This is a genomic window from Nonomuraea sp. ATR24, from assembly GCF_041950485.1.
In the GTDB taxonomy this organism is placed as follows: domain Bacteria; phylum Actinomycetota; class Actinomycetes; order Streptosporangiales; family Streptosporangiaceae; genus Nonomuraea; species Nonomuraea ceibae.
This window is the reverse complement of record NZ_JBGNUU010000018.1, coordinates 118,735-134,873: the sequence shown is the minus strand read 5'-3', so window position 1 is coordinate 134,873 and position 16,139 is coordinate 118,735. Positions and strand designations below refer to the sequence as shown.

Genomic DNA, 16,139 nt, shown 5'->3' with positions numbered 1-16,139 from the left:
GAATAATGGGGATGTCAGGGCCCGTGTCCACACGCTGGACGCCCATCCGCCTCCCCCCTGCGGACCCCGTACACTCGGTGCCCAACAGCGCAGGTAGGGAGAGACCAATGAGCAGGTCGTGGCGTGGCCTCATCGAGGAGTACCGAGAGCGGCTCCCGGTCACCACGAAGACGCCCGTCATTACGCTCCTCGAAGGCGGGACGCCGCTGGTGCCCGCGCACCGCGTCTCCGCCCTCACCGGTTGCGACGTCTACCTCAAGGTCGAAGGCGCCAACCCGACGGGCAGCTTCAAGGACCGTGGCATGACCATGGCCATCAGCAAGGCCGTGGAGGAAGGGGCCAAGGCGGTCATCTGCGCCTCCACCGGCAACACCTCCGCCTCGGCCGCCGCCTACGCGGTCCGCGCCGGCCTCACCTGCGCCGTCCTGGTGCCCCGAGGCAAGATCGCGATGGGCAAGCTCGCCCAGGCGCTCGTCCACGGCGCCACGCTGCTCCAGGTCGAGGGCTCGTTCGACGACTGCCTGGAGATGACGCGCAAGCTGTCGTCCAACTACCCGATCGCCCTGGTCAACTCGGTCAACCCGTTCCGACTCCAGGGGCAGAAGACCGCGGCGTTCGAGATCGTCGACACGCTCGGCGACGCCCCCGACATCCACTGCATCCCCGTCGGCAACGCCGGCAACATCTCCGCCTACTGGATGGGCTACCAGGAATACGCCGACGACGGCATCGCCACCAAGCGGCCGCGCATGTTCGGCTTCCAGGCCAGCGGCGCGGCGCCCATCGTCGACGGCGCCCCCGTCACCCACCCCCACACCATTGCCACGGCCATCCGCATCGGCAACCCCGCCTCCTGGCAGCTCGCCACCGCGGCCCGCGACGAGTCCGGCGGCGCCATCCAGTCGGTCACCGACCGGCAGATCGCCGCCGCCTACAAGCTCCTCGCCCAGGAAGAGGGCGTCTTCGTCGAGCTCGCCTCGGCGGCCAGCGTCGCCGGCCTCCTCCAGGCCCACGCCCAGGGCCTCGTCGAGCCGGGGCAGCGGATCGTCTGCACGGTCACCGGCAACGGCCTCAAGGACCCCGACTGGGCCATCTCCGGCGCCCCCTCGCCGGTCACCATCCCCATCGACGTCCACGCGGCCGCCGCAGCTCTCGGCCTCGCCTGACCATGCCCGCCCCAGGGCGGCACCCCCTCCCCACCGCCCTGGGGGACGGGGAGGGAGACGAGAACACGCCCGAGAACCCACCCGCCGTCCCCCCTCCCAGCGCCGGTACGGCGAGTCGGTGTACGCCGGAGCCCGGCGCCCTGGAACGGAGCCCAGGGCGGGGGAGCCGAACGCCCTCCCGGCGCCGGTACGGCGGTTTGGGGTGCGGTGGAGCTCGGCGCCCCGGTACGGCGCCCAGGGTGGAGGCGAGGGCCTCACGAACGGCACGGCCTCACGGCGTACGTCCCGGGCTCGGGGTGTGCGTCGGAGGCAGGTGTGTGCGGAGGGGGCGTGCGAGAACCGGCACGCCCCACGAAGAAAGGGCCGATGAATGACCACCGTTGACATCCGCGTGCCGGCCACGTCGGCGAACCTGGGCCCCGGGTTCGACTCCCTGGGCCTGGCGCTGAGCCTGTACGACCACGTACGGGTGACGCTCGACGGCGACGGGGCGCGGGTGACCGTCGAGGGCGAGGGCGCCGGTGAGGTGGACACCGGTGAGGGCCATCTCGTCGTCAGGGCGATGCGGAAGACGTACGACCGGATGGGTCTGCCCCAGCCCGCCGGGATCCGCATGCACTGCCGTAACAGCATCCCGCACGCGCGCGGCCTGGGCAGCTCGTCGGCGGCCGTCTGCGCGGGCATCCTCGCGGCCCGGAGCCTGGCCGCCGCGACGCACGGCGACGCGGTGCTGAGCGACGACGACGTGCTGGCGCTGGCGACCGAGATGGAAGGGCACCCCGACAACGTCGCCCCGTGCCTGGCCGGGGGCCTGACGATCGCCTGGACCGAGCATGACGGCGCACCGCGTAGGGTGAAGCTGGTTCCCGACGCGGGCGTCCGTCCTGTCGTGCTCGTTCCGGCGACGCGGCTGTCGACGGAGACCGCCCGGGGGCTGCTGCCGAAGGACGTGCCCCACAAGGACGCCTCCTTCAACGCCGGCCGGGCCGCGTTGCTGATCGCGGCGCTGACCCGGAGCCCGGATCGGGCGCTGCTGCTCGCCGCCACCGAAGACAGGCTCCACCAGCACTACCGCGCGCCTGCGATGCCTGAGAGCGTGGATCTGGTAGAACGTCTGCGTGCAGTGGGCGTGCCCGCGGTCGTTTCGGGAGCGGGTCCCACGGTCCTTGCGTTTTCGACCTCGGATTCGCAGGATTTGATCGCGCCAGAAGTGGGTAATGACTGGCACATCCAGCTAATGGACGTCGACCCTGGTGGTGCGACCGTTCAGTTCCCCGAGACACGCTGATGCCTCTTTAGACCTTCAGGGAATAGCCGTGTGCGCTGGTGATGTTAGGCTGATAGCCGCACCAGATGCCCCCTTGTTGGGTGCGTGCTTGTCAGCCGTACATCGCTGCATCATGCTTCACGTCGCGAGGCGTGAGCAGCGCGGCTGTCTCCCCGGAATCCGTTGCCTCCGGTTGGCCCACACCCGGTTGGCCCGACGTGAGGTGGCGACGACGGGGAGCTGCGCGTTCGAATCACCTCGACATCTGGCTGGCGGCAGCAATCTCGGGGGTGTCAGCCAAGCGTCACGGCTCTGTGACTGCGCGGAAGAACCCCTGGCCAAGAGTCGCGACCGTCCCCAGCGGCGGCCGAAGATCGCAAAGTGCACCCCGACCCGGTCTGTCCCGCCGGATCGCAAGCACCTCCGGGACGCCCGGCTGAACGAAACCGGCGCCCGACCCCTGGGAAGGACCTTTTAGTTGAGCGACACCACCGAACTCCTCTCCGACGCACCAGGCACATCTGCGGCGTCCGGCGACACCCCCACCCGCGCCGCGGCCAAGCCTCGTGCGCGTCGCTCCGGCACCGGCCTGTCCGCCAAGGTGCTGCCCGAGCTGCAGAAGATGGCCGCCGAACTGGGCATCAGCGGGACCGGGCGCATGCGGAAGAGCCAGCTCATCGCGGCCATCCAGGAGAAGCAGGGTGGCACGGGAGACGGCGCCCCCGCTGCGGCGGCCGAGGCGCCTGCCGCGGTCGACGCGGCCCCGGCCGCCGAGCGGCCCACCAGGACGCGCCGGGAACGTTCCCGTGTGAAGACCGCTGACGAACCCGCGGTGCAGGCCCCCGAGCCGGTGGCCGCGGCCCCGGTCGCCGAGCCCGTGGCGGCTCCGGCCGAGTCGGTCGTCGAGCAGCCCGTACAGCCCGTGCAGCCTGCGGAGGCGCCGCAGGGCGACTCGCGTGGCGAGCGCGGCGAGAGCCGTCGTGAGCGCCGCAGCCGCGGCGAGCGCCGTGACCGCGGTGACCGCTCCGGCAACGACCGCGGCGAGGGCGGCCGCGATGCCGCCCGCGACACCCGCGACAGCCGTGACGGCGCCCGCGACACCCGTGACAGCCGCGACGGCGGTCGTGACGGTCGCGACGGTCGTGACGGTCGCGCCGACCAGCGGACCGCCGACTCCGGCAGCCGCGGCGACCAGCGTGACCAGCGCGGCGACCAGCGTGGCGACCAGCGCGGTGACCAGCGGGGCGGCGACGACGACGAGCGCGGCGGCCGTGGCCGGCGCGGCCGGTTCAGGGAGCGCAACCGCGGCCGTGGCCGTGACCGCTTCGACAGCAGCGAGCCCGTGATCGGCGACGACGACGTCCTCATCCCGATCGCCGGCATCCTCGACATCCTCGACAACTACGCGTTCGTCAGGACGAGCGGCTACCTGCCGGGCAGCAACGACGTGTACGTCTCGCTGGCCCAGATCCGCCGCAACGGCCTGCGCAAGGGCGACGTCATCACCGGCGCCGTCCGCCAGCCGCGCGAGGGCGAGCGCCGCGAGAAGTTCAACGCCCTGGTCCGCCTCGACACCGTCAACGGCATGGACCCGGAGCAGGCCCGCAACCGGCCCGACTTCAACAAGCTCACGCCTCTCTACCCGCAGGAGCGCCTGCGCCTGGAGACCGAGCACAACATCCTGACCACGCGGATCATCGACCTCGTGTCGCCGATCGGCAAGGGCCAGCGCGGTCTCATCGTCTCGCCGCCCAAGGCCGGCAAGACGATGGTGCTGCAGTCGATCGCCAACGCGATCACCCGCAACAACCCCGAGTGCCACCTGATGGTCGTGCTCGTGGACGAGCGGCCCGAAGAGGTCACCGACATGCAGCGGTCGGTCAAGGGCGAGGTCATCCACTCGACCTTCGACCGTCCGGCCGAGGACCACACCACGGTCGCCGAGCTCGCCATCGAGCGCGCCAAGCGCCTGGTGGAGCTGGGCCACGACGTGGTCGTCCTGCTCGACTCGATCACCCGGCTCGGCCGCGCCTACAACCTGGCGGCCCCGGCGTCCGGGCGCATCCTGTCGGGTGGTGTCGACTCCACGGCCCTCTACCCGCCCAAGCGCTTCTTCGGCGCCGCCCGCAACATCGAGAACGGCGGCTCGCTGACGATCCTCGCCACGGCCCTGGTCGAGACCGGGTCCAAGATGGACGAGGTCATCTTCGAGGAGTTCAAGGGCACCGGCAACATGGAGCTCAAGCTCAACCGCTCCCTGGCCGACAAGCGCATCTTCCCCGCGGTGGACGTCGACGCGTCCGGCACCCGTAAGGAAGAGATCCTCATGGCCAAGGAAGAGCTCCAGATCGTCTGGAAGCTGCGCCGGGTGCTGCACGCGCTCGACATGCAGCAGGCGCTGGAGCTGCTCCTGGAGAAGATGAAGGAGACCAAGTCCAACGCGGAGTTCCTGCTCCAGGTCCAGAAGACCACGGTGAGCAACGACCGCGACTAGCGCGTACGAAACGGAAGCGGCGGGAGGATCCCCCCCCGCCGCTTCCGCGTGTGTCAGGGCTGCGTTCTAGCGGACGTCCACGAGCCGCTGCGGCGACAGCGCGCCGCGCGTCTTGCTCGTGGCGAGCGACCTGACGCGGTAGTAGCCGTCCTTCACGGCCTTGAACGTGCGGGTGTACCTGCCGGAGGCGTTCGTCTTCGCGTACGCGACGAGCTTGTACGTCTTGGTGCCCTTGGCCTTGAAGTAGATGCGCAGCTTCGTGCCCTTGTACGGCTTGGCCCCCCGGTACGCCTTGCCGTACACCTTGAAGCTCCTGCCCTGCTTGACCTTCTTGGCGGCGCTGATGGTGACCCTGGCGGTGGCCTTGCGGCTGACGCCGGCGGCCGGGGCCTCGACGGTGAACGGGACGACGCCCTTGAGCGCCTCGCCGCCGCGGGTCGCGTACACCTCCAGCGTCCACGCGCCGGGCGCGGTGTCGTCGCTGAAGTACGTGGAGCCTCTGTGGTGGCCGTCGGGCTCCAGCGCCATGACGCCGAGGTCGTAGAACTTCCTCGTCGTGTCGCTGCGCAGCTTGGCCGTCACCGTCCGGGCGCCCTTGACCGCGGCCTCGACCTTGACCTCCACGTCCTTGCCCTTGACGAGCCTGACGGGGTCGGGGGTGACGGAGGCGTCGGTGATGCTCTGCTTGCCGGCGACCTTGACGCTGAAGGTGTTGTCACGCGGGGCGTCGCGCGTGACGGTGACGGTGAGCTTCCAGTCGCCGGGCGAGTCGTTCGCGCCGATGGCCCAGCGGCCGGTCACCACGGCCTCGCCGGGCTTCACGTCGAACGTGACGGGCCGTTCGGCCTTGCCCGGGGCTTCGATGGCGCCCTTCACGCCCTTGACCGTCTCCGGGTCCCTGAGCTTCAGCGTGGCCGTCGCTCCCGTCTCCCCCTGGAGCGGGACGTACGCGCCGGACCAGCCGGCACTGGTGAAGTCCGGCTGCTTGGCCTCCTGGGCGGCTGCGGCAGGACCCCCGAACAGAACAGCGACCCCCGTGGCGGCCGCTATCAGCGACCGCACCGTTCTTCTCATCCGATGAGTGACCCTTCGGTGGTGAAAGTGATGGTATGTGCGGGGGAGCCTAGCGTGACGCCGCAGTGAAGACCGGGGGAAGATCGGGGAATGGCCGGTGGCCCGGGCTGGTTGAACCATCTGGCACACTGGTAGCCGACCGCTTGCTGCGGTACCGGTTCCCGCCATGAGCTCAGAGGCGACCCGGCGACCGCACCCCGAAAGGAAAACCATGAAGCCCGACATCCACCCCGACTACCACGTGACCCAGGTCACCTGCACCTGCGGCAACACGTTCACCACCCGCAGCACCGCCAAGAACGGCGTCATCCACGCCGACGTGTGCTCCGCCTGCCACCCGTTCTACACGGGCAAGCAGAAGATCCTCGACACCGGCGGCCGGGTGGCGCGCTTCGAGAAGCGCTTCGGCAAGAAGGCCTCGGGCAAGTAGCTTCAGCGACGCCGGCTCCGACGCACCCGCGTGCGCCGGGCCGGCGTTTCTTGGTGCACGGCCCGCCCACCCGCACGACGAAGGACCCACGGTGAACCTCGACGAGTTGCTCAAGGAGTATTCCGAGCTGGAGATGCAGCTCGCCGATCCCGCCGTGCACGCCGACCAGGGCAGGGCCCGCACGCTCGGCAAGCGTTACGCGCAGCTCACCCCGATCGTCGGCACCTACCGCGAGCTGGAGACGGCCCGCGAGGACCTGACGGCCGCCAAGGAGCTGGCCCGCGAGGACGAGGCGTTCGCCGAAGAGGCCGCCGAGATCGAGACGCGCATCCCCCAGCTGGAGGAACGGCTCAAACACCTGCTCATCCCGCGTGATCCCAACGATGACAAGGACATCATCATGGAGATCAAGGCGGGCGAGGGCGGTGAGGAGTCCGCGCTGTTCGCCGGCGACCTGCTGCGCATGTACCTGCGCTACGCCGAGCGCATCGGCTGGAAGACCGAGATCATCGACAGCCAGCCGTCCGACCTCGGCGGCTACAAGGACGTCACGGTCGCGATCAAGGCCAAGGGCGACGACGGCGTGTGGTCCAGGCTCAAGTACGAGGGCGGCGTGCACCGCGTGCAGCGGGTGCCCGTCACCGAGTCGCAGGGCCGCATCCACACCAGCGCCGCCGGCGTGCTGGTCTACCCCGAGGCCGAGGACGTCGAGGTCCAGGTCGACCCCAACGACCTGCGCATCGACGTCTACCGCTCCAGCGGCCCCGGCGGCCAGAGCGTCAACACCACCGACTCCGCCGTGCGCATCACCCACCTGCCCACCGGCGTCGTCGTCTCCTGCCAGAACGAGAAGAGCCAGCTGCAGAACAAGGAGTCGGCGATGCGCATCCTGCGCGCCCGGCTGCTGGCCATCGCCCAGGAGGAGGCCGACGCCGCCGCGCAGGCCGAACGCAAGTCGCAGGTGCGCACCGTCGACCGCTCCGAGCGCGTCCGCACCTACAACTTCCCGGAAAACCGCATCTCCGACCACCGCGTCGGCTTCAAGGCGTATAACCTCGACCAGGTTCTCGACGGCGAGCTGAACGCCGTCACCCAGGCCCTCATCGACGCCGAAATGGCGGAGAAGCTCGCACAACACTCATGACATTCCTGCTGGACGAGATCGCCCTCGCCACCGCGCGGCTGGCAGAGGCGGGTGTGCCGTCCCCGCGCACCGACGCCGAGGAGATCGCGGCGTTCGTCCACGGCGTGCGCCGGAGCGAGCTGCACACCGTCAAGGACGCCGACTTCGACGCGCTGTTCTGGGAGGGCGTCGCCCGGCGTGAAGCCCGCGAGCCACTCCAGCACATCACCGGCCACGCCTACTTCCGCTACCTGGAGCTCGACGTCGGCCCCGGCGTGTTCGTGCCACGGCCCGAGACCGAGGTCATGGCCGGATGGGCCATCGAGACGCTGCGCGCCATGGACGTCACCGCGCCGCTCGTCGTCGACCTCGGCACCGGCTCCGGCGCGATCGCGCTGTCCATCGCCCAGGAAGTGGCCCTGGCCGAGGTGCACGCCGTCGAGGTCGACCCCCGGGCCTACAGCTGGGCCAAGCGCAACATCACCGAGCACGGCCAGGGCCGCACCCACCTGCACCCCGACGACCTCGCCGAAGCGCTGCCCGAGCTCAACGGCAAGGTCGACCTGGTCATCTCCAACCCGCCCTACATCCCGCCCGGCGCGATCCCGCGTGACCCCGAGGTGCGCGACTACGACCCGGCGCGCGCCCTCTACGGCACCGGCGACGACGGCCTCGGCGAGGTCCGGGCCGTCGAGCGCACCGCCCGGCGGCTGCTGCGCCCCGGCGGCTGGGTCGCCGTCGAGCACGCCGACGAGCAGGGCCGGTCGGTCTACCTCACCTTCCCCGAGGACAACGGCTGGCGCGACGTACGGCTGCGCCAGGACCTCACCCGCAGGGACCGCTTCGTCACCGCCCGACTCGGCCAGGACTAGGATGCACGCCGTGGGAAGACGCTTTGACTGCACCGACGCCGACCAGCGGGCCGAGGGCCTGCGCGAGGCGACCACCGCCGTCGGCCGGGGCGAGCTCGTGGTGCTGCCGACCGACACGGTCTACGGCATCGGCTGCGACGCCTTCACGGCCGCGGCCGTCACCTCGCTGCTCGAGGCCAAGGGCCGTGGCCGCGACATGCCGCCGCCCGTCCTCGTCGGCACCGTACGCGCCGCCAACGCGCTCGTCGAGGACCTCGGCCCCTACGGCCAGGACCTCATCGACGCGTTCTGGCCCGGGCCGCTGACCCTTGTCTGCAAGGCCAACCGCGCCCTGTCGTGGGACCTCGGCGACACCAAGGGCACCGTGGCCGTGCGCATGCCGCTCCACCCCGTCGCGCTCGACCTGCTCAAGGAGACCGGCCCGATGGCCGTCTCCTCCGCCAACCGCTCCGGCGCCCCGGCCGCCGTCACGGCCGCCGAGGCCGAGGAGCAGCTCGGCGAGTCCGTCTCGGTCTACCTCGACGGCGGCAGGACCAGCGACAACACGCCCTCGACCATCCTCGACCTCACCACCGCCGTGCCCCGCCTGCTGCGCCGCGGCAGCATCCCCGTCGAGAAGCTGCGGGGCATCATCGGGTACGTCGCCACCGAGGACTGAGATATACCGTCTGGCTATCCCGGCTGCGCCGGGCGGTGCCACGTGCCTACGGTTGAGCCCGGAGCTGCGACGTCCGGGAGTGACCCATGGGCAAGTTCGACGGCATGGATCCCAAGCTGGTCCGTGAGCTGCTGGCCGAGACGGAGCGGGCCACGGCCGAGCTGCGCCGCGTCGAGGCCCGGGTCACGCAGATCATGTCCACCGCCGGGCTCTCGACCCAGACCACCCACCGCCCGGTCCAGATCGCGGACGCCGCCGACCGCATGGTCAAGGACGTCAAGGCCCGGCTCGCGGTGCTGGAGAAGCGGGCCGACCCGCCCAAGCCCTCCCTCCCCACCACGGACGACACCCCCACGGCCAAGCCGGACCCGAAGCCGGACCCCAAACCGGACGCGAACGGCAAGCCGGACGGAAAGCCGGAGGGCGAGACCAAGCCCGAAGGCAAGCCCGAAGCGGACACCAAGCCCGACCCCAAGCCGGACGCCAAACCGGAGGGCAAGCCCGAAGCGGACGGAAAGCCGGACGCGGGCGACAAGCCGGACGCGGGCGACAAGCCGGACGCCAAGCCCGAAGGCAAGCCGGACAAACCAGATGCGGACACCAAGCCGGACGGCAAGCCCGAGGCGGACACCAAGCCGGACGGAAAGCCTGAGGCAGACGCCAAGCCTGACGGCAAGCCCGACGCCGACGGAAAGCCTGAGGCGAAGGACGAGCCGAAGGACGAGGACCGGGGCAGCAGGCGAGACCACGGCGCCGAGCCGGACCGCAGCGGCGAACAGGACCAGGACTGCAACCGCGACCAGGACATAGCCGACACCCCAGGCAAGGACCACCCCGACGACCCCGACCCCAGCAGGCCGCAGGTCGTCGAGGTCGACGGCACCAAGGTGCTCCAGATCCCCCTGGACCCGCCCACGGCCAGAGAGCTTGAAGGCATCCTCGACAACCTCGACCGCGCCCAGCCCGCCGACATGCCGTCGACGCCCGACGACTCCACTGGTACGCAGCCCCCGACCACCACGGACGACTGCGACAAACAGCCCGGCAACGGCCGGCCCGACGACGCGCCCGTACGTGACGCCGCCCAGAACGGCGGCCACAACGGCGCCCAGAACGGCGCGCAGAACGGCACCCCTGAGGCGCCACGTAACGACGGGCAAGGCTTCGTCGTACCACCGACCCCGCCACCGGACTCAGCCACCGGAGGCGCCGGATCCACCGCCCAGAGCGTCGCAGGCACGGGTGCGGGTGGCGACGGTGCCAACGTGATCTCGATCGGAGGCCACCCTCTCGACCCCGAAGCCCTCGGCACGGTGACGGAGAACGCCCGCGAGTACCAGCCCCACCCCCTGCCCGCCGCAGAAGGCGGCTACGGCGGCCCACCAGCCCAGGGAGGCGCCGCCCCCCTGGGCACGGCGGGCGTCCCGGATGGCGCCGTAGGAGGCGCACCTGGGGGCGTCTCAGGCGGAGCCCCAGGAGCGTACGGCGGCCTGGGCGACGGCGTGCACGGCGGAGCGGCAGGCGGCGTCACGGGCGGCATAGCGGGCGGTGCCCAAGGCGGCGTCACGGGCGGCGAAGCGGGCAGCGCAGTGGGCGGATACGGCGGCCCTGAAGCGCAGGGCGGGACCAGCACACCGCCGGCAGTCGGCGGCGCACCCGACACCCCCGTCGACGGCGGCCGGAACGGCACGCAGGACGCCGCCGACCCCCGCCAACCCGACAGTGCACAAGCCCCCCGGGACTGCCCGGAACCCTCCCAACCCGCCCCCGACCGAGACCGTCAACCCGACGCCCCCATCGACCAGAAGCCACAGCCCGGCGGTTCCCCGGGCCAGGACCAACAGCCCGGCGGCTCCACCGGCCAGGATCAACAGCCCGCCGGCTCCACAAGCCAAGACCGACAGCCCGGCGGCTCCTCCGGTCAGGACCAGCAACCCCGTAACCCGTACCCCGGTGGCTCCGCAAACCCGGACCCGCAGCCCGGCAGCCCCTCCGGTCAGGACCAGCAGCCCCGTAACCCGTACCCCGGCGGTTCCGGCAACCCGGACCCGCAGCCCGGCGGCTCCACGGAGCAGGAGCCCCGGCGGGGCGAGGGGGCGTACCGGGAGAGGCAGGGTGACGGCGGGGTGGTGTCGGTCGAGGTGAGGCCGCCGAGCCAGGAGGCGATCCGGGCCCTGGTCGAGAGCGTGACAGAGGTGCGCCCGATGGACATGCCGTCGGTCGAGGCGCCTGAGGACAACGGGCCTGACGGGCCGGTCGATCCGCGGACGCAGGAGAGGAGCGTGTGATGTACGTCGATCCGCCCGCGCCGAGGCCGAGGCAGCCGGGGGAGATGCCGCCCAAGGCCGGGGGCGGCGGCCCGCTGGACGGCCAGCCGAGGGCGTGGGAGTTCAACCCCGACTACCAGCGCCTGGTGACGGCGTGGCAGAACGTGATGCCGCTGCTGGAGAGCATGTCGGCGGCGCTGGACAAGGCTTACCAGCTGGCCAGGAGCCCGCAGACGTGGGACGCGCCGGTGGGCGGCCGGTATGTGGAGGACATCGGCGAGTGGCGGTCGAGGCTGGCGCTCTACCGGCAGGCGGTGCTGACGTCGATCAGCGACGAGGCGGCCGACACGCCGCGCTGGATCCCGAGCCCGATCGGCGCGCCGCACGCGTTCTCCTGAGCCGGGGAAGTGGGAAATCCGGACACTCGGTCGTACAGTGGGATCATGGGTGCGACACCCGACTACGGGCCCGACTTCGGGCGGCTGCGGGAGCAAGATCCCGAGGTCGCGCAGGTGCTGCTCGACGAGATGGCGCGGGTGCGCGGCGGCCTGCAGCTGATCGCGAGCGAGAACTTCACCTCGCCCGCGGTGCTGGCGGCGCTGGGCTCGACGTTGAGCAACAAGTACGCGGAGGGCTACCCGGGGCGGCGCTACTACGGCGGCTGCGAGGTGGTGGACCGGGCGGAGCGGCTGGCGATCGACCGGGCGCGTGAGCTGTTCGGCGCGGAGCACGCGAACGTGCAGCCGCATTCGGGCGCGTCGGCGAACCTGGCCGCGTACGCGGCGCTGTTGCAGCCGGGCGACACGATGCTGGCGATGGCGCTGCCGCACGGCGGCCATCTGACGCACGGCTCGCGGGTGAACTTCTCGGGCCGCTGGTTCGACGTGGCCTCCTACGGGGTGCGCCGTGACACCGAGCTCATCGACTACGACGAGGTGCGTGACCTGGCGTTGCGGCATCGGCCGAAGCTGATCGTGTGCGGGGCGACGGCGTACCCGAGGCTGATCGACTACGGCGTGTTCCGCGGCATCGCGGACGAGGTGGGCGCGTGGCTGCTGGCGGACATGGCGCACCCGATCGGGCTGATGGCGGGCGGGGCGATCCCGTCGGCGGTGCCGTACGCGGACGTGGTCACGTTCACCACGCACAAGGCGCTGCGCGGGCCGCGCGGCGGCGGGATCCTGTGCACGGAGGAGCTGGCGGCGCGGATCGACCGGGCGGTGTTCCCGTTCATCCAGGGCGGGCCGCTGATGCACGCGGTGGCGGCGAAGGCGGTGGCGTTCGGGGAGGCGTTGCGGCCGGAGTTCGCCGGCTACGCGCGGCAGGTGGTGGCCAACGCGCGGGCGCTGTGCGACACGCTGGCGGCGGAGGGGATGCGCCCGGTGTCGGGCGGCACCGACACGCATCTGGCCCTGATCGACCTGCGTGAGCTGGGGGTTTCCGGCGCGGAGGCGGAGCGCAGGTGCGCGGCGGCCGGCATCACGCTCAACCGCAACGCGATCCCGTACGACCCGGAGCCGCCCGCCGTGACGTCGGGGATCAGGGTGGGCACGCCGTGCGTGACGACGCAGGGGATGGGGCTCCAGGAATTGAAGGAGATCGGGTCGCTGGTCGCGCGGGTGGTGCGAGAGCCTGGTGCGGCGGCGGAGGTCCGGGAAAGGGTGGCCGCTCTCGTCGCCATACATCGGCCATATCTCAGCGAATATTAAGCTGGTCTGTGTCGTTTTCCGGTCACAGCCGGCCGGAGCATCCGGGAAACTAGGTCCGTGCGCGAATATCTGTTCATGGCACTCGTCGCGGCCGCGGTGACGTATCTGCTCGTCCCGCTGGTGCGCCGCTTCGCCATCCGCATCGGGGCGGCGCCGGAGATTCGCGAACGTGACGTGCACACCACGCCGACGCCCAGGCTGGGCGGGCTGGCGATGTACGGCGGGCTGGTCGCGGGCCTGCTGATCGCGAGCGAGCTGGCCAACACGGGCCGGGCGCTGGGCGTCGCGGAGGGCCAGCCGGTGCTGGCGCTCATCGTGGCCGGCGGTTTGATCACGGTGACGGGCTTCCTGGACGACTGGTGGGGCATGGACCCCTTCATCAAGCTGGCTGGCCAGATCGCGGCGGCCGGGGTGCTGGTCGCCTTCGGCCTGCGGCTGACCTACATCCCGCTGCCGAAGGACTGGGGCGGCTCCACCAGCCTCGACTACACGCTGAGCACGATCATCACGATCCTCGTCGTGGTGGTGGCGATCAACGCGGTCAACTTCGTCGACGGGCTCGACGGGCTGGCGGCCGGGATCGTGTGCATCGCGGGCATGGCGACCTGGGCCTATTCGATCTTTCTCGCGCAGAGCATCTCGGGTGACCGCATCACGACGACCGCGGCGATCGCCGCCGTCCTCATCGGCACCTGCCTGGGCTTCCTGCCGCACAACTTCCATCCGGCCAAGATCTTCATGGGCGACACCGGGGCGATGCTGATCGGCCTGGTGCTGGCGTCGTCGATCGTCACCGTGACGCCGGTCGACCCGTCGGTCATCGAGGGCATCAACCGCTTCGGCGTGCTGCTGCCGCTGCTGGTCCCGGCGGGCGTGCTGGTCCTGCCGCTGATCGACCTGATCACCGCCGTCGTGCGGCGCACCTCTCACGGCATGTCGCCGTTCGCGCCCGACCGCGGTCACCTGCACCACCGGCTGATGGACATCGGCCACTCGCACCGCCGTTCGGTGCTGATCATGTACGCGTGGGCGTTCGTGTTCGCGTTCGGCATCGTGGCGATGGCGACGTGGGGTGTGCCGGTGCTGCTGTTCCCGATCGTGATCGTGGTGGCGCTGGCGGTGCTGGTGCTGCTGATGGCCGCGCCCCGGTGGCGGGGCAGGGGCGGCGCGCGCAGGGCCGGCGGAGACCATGACGACGACGGCCCGCCCACCGGCCCGATGCCGCCGATCGTGCCGGAGTCCGAGGTCAGGCGGCGGATGCCGCCGGAGGCGGGCCCGTCGCAGCAGGACCGGGCGAGCGCGGAGCGTAACCCGGTCATTCCGGTCTACCCGGGCCGTTCATGATCGTGAACTAGAAACCACAGGTAAAAGCGGTCTTCCGTGAGCTTGTGATATCTTTCACGAGCAGGGGCCCCCAAACGCGAATGTTCTGGGGGTAGCAAACGCTCGCTTGATAACTCGTTGATGGAGCTCCGATGCAGGCCAACGACGTGCGCGTACTCAAAAGCGCCGCGATTCCCACCCTCGGGGTAGGGGCGGTGGCCGTGGTCGTGAGCCTTCTGGTGGCGGGCGGCGGCGGCGCCCTCGGCGCACTGCTCGGCGTTCTGCTCGTCGGCGTCTTCTTCAGCATCAGCGTGGTGGCCGTCGCCTACGCGGCGCGCGTCTCTCCGCAGATGATGGCCATCGCCGCGATGGTCAGCTACCTCGTCAAAGTCATCGTCATCATGGTGATGCTGGTCACTTTCCGTGACACCACGCTGTGGAACACGCAGGCGTTCGCCTGGACCGTCGTGGCCGGCACCGTCGTCTGGACCGCCTTCGAAGTCCGCGCCTTCATGAAGACGAAGATGCTCTATGTCGACCCCGACGCCAAGGTCCCCGGGCAGGGCGACTGATGAGCCTGGTAAAACGCGGGGTCCGATATGACTAGTCCTCTGCTCGCCTGCTATCGTCAGGGCCGCGATGAGCCAACAGGAACGCCGACCGGAAACCGACGGTCGGGACTTCTCCGACGCCATGTGGTCGGTCCCCAGCTACCTCCTCGCCGGGATGGCAGTCTACGGCGGACTCGGGTGGCTGTTGGACCGCTGGCTCGACATGTCCGCGTTCTTCCCCATAGGCATCGTCCTGGGGGTCTCGCTCGCCGGCTACGCGGTCTACCGGAGACACGGTCGCTAGCCGTACGGCGCGACCGCATCTCCGAGGAAACTTCTGTGATCCACTACGACGTTGAAGGGAACGCCGCGTGAGTGCGCTGACGGTCCTAGCACCTCCGGGAGAGTTCGGGGCGCCTACGCCTGACGAGCTGTTCACTCTGCCCCCGATCATTCCCGGGGTCGAATGGTTCACCAAGCCGGTGCTCCTCGCCCTTTTCAGCTCGGTCCTGGTGATCGGCATCTGCTGGGCGGCCTTCGCCAGCCCGAAGCTGGTGCCCCGGGGCATGCAGAACGTCGTCGAGCTCGGCTACATGTTCGTCCGCGACCAGGTCGCCCGGCCCTTCCTGGGCAAGGACGCCGACCGGTGGATGGGCCTGCTGGTCTCGATCTTCTTCCTGGTGCTGGTCTGGAACCTCCTGGGCGTCGTCCCGGTCCTCCAGTTCCCGGTCGCCTCGCACATCGCCTTCCCGATCGTGCTCGCGGCAACCATCTACATCCTCAAGATCTACCTGGGCATCAAGCACCAGGGCGGCATCGGCTACTTCAAGAACATGATGTTCCCGCCGGGACTGCCGAAGCCGATCTACTTCCTGCTGGCCCCGATCGAGTTCCTGTCGAACATGATCATCGCGCCCTTCACGCACGCGGTGCGACTGTTCGCCAACATGTTCGCGGGCCACATGCTGCTGGCCTTCTTCAGCATGGTGGGCTTCTGGTTCCTCTTCGAGAAGCTGACCCCGCTCGGCGCCCCCATCGGCGTCATCGGGGTGGTGATGACCATCCTGCTCACGGGCCTGGAGATGTTCATCATGTACCTGCAGGCGTTCCTGTTCGCGATGCTGGCCGCGATGTACATCGGCAGCTCGCTGCACGCGGATCACTGAGAACCACAGACCGGATTAGTCCAGACCGGTGAAATTCCG

Annotated in this window: 15 protein-coding genes; 14 read left to right on the top strand and 1 reads right to left on the bottom strand. The window is 70.4% G+C overall.

Features of this window, described 5'->3' with window-relative positions; all coding sequences use genetic code 11:
• Window positions 1–107 precede the first annotated feature (107 nt).
• The 3 genes from thrC (at window position 108) to rho (ending at window position 4,927) form a co-directional block, all read left to right on the top strand.
• Window positions 108–1,166, top strand: coding sequence for a threonine synthase (gene thrC / locus ACBI99_RS34320; protein WP_219505888.1), 1,059 nt, complete (start codon window positions 108–110; stop codon window positions 1,164–1,166).
• A gap of 370 nt (window positions 1,167–1,536) precedes the next feature.
• A complete protein-coding gene (thrB, locus tag ACBI99_RS34315) occupies window positions 1,537–2,454 on the top strand; it encodes a homoserine kinase (RefSeq protein WP_375074342.1) in 918 nt (305 codons plus the stop codon).
• A 457-nt stretch (window positions 2,455–2,911) separates the two neighbouring features.
• Entirely contained in the window at window positions 2,912–4,927 is a 2,016-nt protein-coding gene (gene rho / locus ACBI99_RS34310; protein ID WP_375074341.1) for a transcription termination factor Rho, read from the top strand.
• Window positions 4,928–4,993: 66 nt separating this feature from the next.
• Here rho and ACBI99_RS34305 read toward each other — a convergent pair whose 3' ends face one another.
• Complete coding sequence (locus ACBI99_RS34305) at window positions 4,994–6,001, bottom strand: hypothetical protein (RefSeq protein WP_375074340.1); 1,008 nt, start codon at window positions 5,999–6,001, stop codon at window positions 4,994–4,996.
• A 211-nt stretch (window positions 6,002–6,212) separates the two neighbouring features.
• Between ACBI99_RS34305 and rpmE the strand changes: the two genes are divergently transcribed.
• The 11 genes from rpmE (at window position 6,213) to atpB (ending at window position 16,100) form a co-directional block, all read left to right on the top strand.
• Window positions 6,213–6,431, top strand: a complete 219-nt coding sequence (gene rpmE / locus ACBI99_RS34300) for a 50S ribosomal protein L31 (RefSeq protein ID WP_219505884.1) — start codon at window positions 6,213–6,215, stop codon at window positions 6,429–6,431.
• Window positions 6,432–6,522: 91 nt separating this feature from the next.
• Window positions 6,523–7,575 carry a peptide chain release factor 1 gene (gene prfA, locus ACBI99_RS34295; protein WP_219505883.1) on the top strand — a complete coding sequence of 351 codons (1,053 nt, stop codon included), beginning with the start codon at window positions 6,523–6,525 and terminating at the stop codon, window positions 7,573–7,575.
• Window positions 7,572–8,426, top strand: coding sequence for a peptide chain release factor N(5)-glutamine methyltransferase (gene prmC / locus ACBI99_RS34290; protein WP_049559024.1), 855 nt, complete (start codon window positions 7,572–7,574; stop codon window positions 8,424–8,426). The genes prfA and prmC overlap by 4 nt, the downstream gene beginning before the upstream one ends.
• A gap of 1 nt (window position 8,427) precedes the next feature.
• Window positions 8,428–9,084, top strand: coding sequence for an L-threonylcarbamoyladenylate synthase (locus ACBI99_RS34285; protein WP_375074339.1), 657 nt, complete (start codon window positions 8,428–8,430; stop codon window positions 9,082–9,084).
• An 86-nt stretch (window positions 9,085–9,170) separates the two neighbouring features.
• Complete coding sequence (locus tag ACBI99_RS34280) at window positions 9,171–11,372, top strand: hypothetical protein (protein ID WP_375074338.1); 2,202 nt, start codon at window positions 9,171–9,173, stop codon at window positions 11,370–11,372.
• On the top strand, window positions 11,372–11,749 hold the full coding sequence (locus ACBI99_RS34275; protein ID WP_219505879.1) for a hypothetical protein: 378 nt from the start codon (window positions 11,372–11,374) through the stop codon (window positions 11,747–11,749). Before ACBI99_RS34280 ends, ACBI99_RS34275 begins: the two co-directional genes overlap by 1 nt.
• 45 nt (window positions 11,750–11,794) lie before the next feature.
• Window positions 11,795–13,060, top strand: a complete 1,266-nt coding sequence (gene glyA / locus ACBI99_RS34270; RefSeq protein WP_219505877.1) for a serine hydroxymethyltransferase — start codon at window positions 11,795–11,797, stop codon at window positions 13,058–13,060.
• Window positions 13,061–13,117: 57 nt separating this feature from the next.
• The gene (locus ACBI99_RS34265; RefSeq protein WP_357591292.1) at window positions 13,118–14,404 is read left to right on the top strand and encodes an MraY family glycosyltransferase; all 1,287 of its coding nucleotides are present in this window, start codon (window positions 13,118–13,120) and stop codon (window positions 14,402–14,404) included.
• Between the two features lie 131 nt (window positions 14,405–14,535).
• Entirely contained in the window at window positions 14,536–14,955 is a 420-nt protein-coding gene (locus ACBI99_RS34260) for a hypothetical protein (protein WP_219505875.1), read from the top strand.
• Window positions 14,956–15,022: 67 nt separating this feature from the next.
• Window positions 15,023–15,238: an AtpZ/AtpI family protein gene (locus ACBI99_RS34255; protein WP_246645040.1), complete on the top strand. Its 216-nt coding sequence runs from the start codon at window positions 15,023–15,025 to the stop codon at window positions 15,236–15,238.
• 67 nt (window positions 15,239–15,305) lie between these two features.
• Window positions 15,306–16,100: a F0F1 ATP synthase subunit A gene (gene atpB, locus ACBI99_RS34250; protein WP_219505873.1), complete on the top strand. Its 795-nt coding sequence runs from the start codon at window positions 15,306–15,308 to the stop codon at window positions 16,098–16,100.
• The last annotated feature ends 39 nt before the right edge of the window (window positions 16,101–16,139 follow it).